The sequence below is a fragment of the Mycobacterium sp. NAZ190054 genome, assembly GCF_001545925.1.
GTDB lineage: Bacteria > Actinomycetota > Actinomycetes > Mycobacteriales > Mycobacteriaceae > Mycobacterium.
In genome coordinates this window covers 1-1,806 of the sequence record NZ_LMVQ01000431.1, presented here as the reverse complement: position 1 = coordinate 1,806, position 1,806 = coordinate 1, and the positions used below count along the sequence as shown (strand labels likewise).

The following is a 1,806-nucleotide window of genomic DNA, read 5'->3' as shown; positions in this document are numbered from 1 at the left end:
ACGGCTGGGACTGCAGGTGGTGCTGGCGACGTCGGCGCCCGAGGACGGAACTGGCCAGGCCGGGAATCACGACGAGCACGGTACCGAGCGCCACCAGCACGCTGTCGGTGACCGCCCCCTGCGCGTCGGACAGCGTCACCCCGGACCGCAGCCGGCGCAGATGGCGGCGCAACTGGGATCCGGCGAGGGCCAGGCCGAGCAGGAACGTGCCCGCCAGCAGCAGCACGGTCCAGCCGAAACCGATCGCCGACGTCAGTGCCACCAGGACAGCCACCTCGAGCACCGCGTAAATCAGGAACAGCCGCATCGCCATAGTGTGCCAACGACCGGGCGCCACCGCGGGTTCCTGGTTACTCGACCGGCCTGAGCTCGATCGAGACGTTCCTGGCCATGCCGCCGCGGAGCTTGGAGAAGAAGTTGAACGTCTTGCCGAGCAGTCCGTACCGCCGGCCCAGAGCGTCGTAGGTCGCGCCGTTGGCCGACCTGTCCAGGATCCGGGCCGTCGCCTCGACCGCCTCGCCTTTCGGTTTCCCCACCCGGTCGCACGGGGCGATGGTCACCCGAGACGTATTGCGAATCCGCTTGACCTTCCACGACTTCTCCTGCGTGATCGCGATCAGCCCGTCGCCGGCCGGGGCAGCCCAGATCGCCGTCGGCTTGGGGCGGCCGTCCTTGGTGAACGTGGTCAGCAGGATGTACTCCGACTTGGCGACGTCGGCAAAGGTGGCGGTCATGCCGCCAATGTAGTGGCCCGCAGCCGCCCGGCGCCTGCTCTGCCGCTCGCTGATCCCCCACTACGCGGCGTTGGTGTCGAAGGTGATGAGGTCGATGGAGAGTCGGCCTTCGGCCAGGCTGAGCCGTCGTCGTACCGGCGGTCCGGGCAGCACCGGGGCGATCGAGGTGTAGGTCGCCCCGGTCGGCGTCACATACTCCGCGCGATGCTCCCCGTTCTCCTCACCCGTACTGACCCGCCAACCCGGCGCTTCTTTGGCGTAGTTGCAGGCCTCGCACAACCCGAGCCCGTTACCCGCGCTGGTCTTTCCGTCGTCCCGGGCCGGAACCGCGTGATCGTGATGGCGGATCGGGGCATTGCAGTACGGCGTCCGGCACGTCCGATCCCGACGCTGCAACAACAGCGCCAACCCTTTCGGAAACCTCCGCGCCTTCGACTCCATCGCCACCAGTTGCCCGCTGGTGGGATGACGGTAGAGCCGGCGCAGCGTGGCCTTGGGCTCGACATCGGCGACCGCATCCCCGGTCAACGCCCGGCAGAGCCCGGCCGGGACGGGTCCGTAGCCGTCGAGCCAGCCGAGTTCGTTGTCGTCGCCGGCCAGGGTGGTGTCGGCCATCACCAGGTTCAGCGCGATCGGCACCGGCTCCGACGCCGCCCGCCCGGTCACCCGCTCGTAGACGGTCTCGGCCATCACCTGCCCGCGCGGGCGCCCGTCAGCGCTGGTGTCGGCGGCCCGTTTGCAGGCCGCGTACAACCCGACGCCCTGGGTCAGTGGCAGCCGCACCGTCACATACACCATGTTGTTGGGGGCCGGCCGGCAGGACACCGCGCAATCGGCGGCGGCTTTGTCGATGCGTTCGACCACGGCGGCGGCGTCCAGGCGGGCGGCGATCGTCTTGGCCTCGGCCTCCACCCGCCGGTTACCCCACCCCGCCAACCGGGACGGATCGGCGCACAGTTCGGCGTCGAGCTCCCGGCGGTGTTGCACGCTCAGACACGCTGATTCGCGCACGATCAGGGTGGCCCGCCATTCCGAGAGCACCCCGGCCTCCAGCGCGGCCAGGGTGTGGGGC

3 protein-coding genes are annotated in these 1,806 nt (G+C 69.9%); all 3 read right to left on the bottom strand.

All coding sequences use genetic code 11. From position 1 onward, the window contains the following. Positions 1 to 313 (bottom strand): FxsA family protein (locus tag ASJ79_RS23425; RefSeq protein ID WP_197420344.1); only part of this gene is annotated, 313 nt, incomplete at its 3' end. 37 nt (positions 314 to 350) lie between these two features. After that, positions 351 to 734 (bottom strand): PPOX class F420-dependent oxidoreductase, encoded by a 384-nt coding sequence (locus ASJ79_RS23420; RefSeq protein ID WP_067960571.1) that lies wholly within the window; start codon positions 732 to 734, stop codon positions 351 to 353. Positions 735 to 794: 60 nt separating this feature from the next. Next, positions 795 to 1,806: HNH endonuclease (locus ASJ79_RS23415; protein ID WP_067960568.1), on the bottom strand; the 1,012-nt coding region annotated here is incomplete at its 5' end.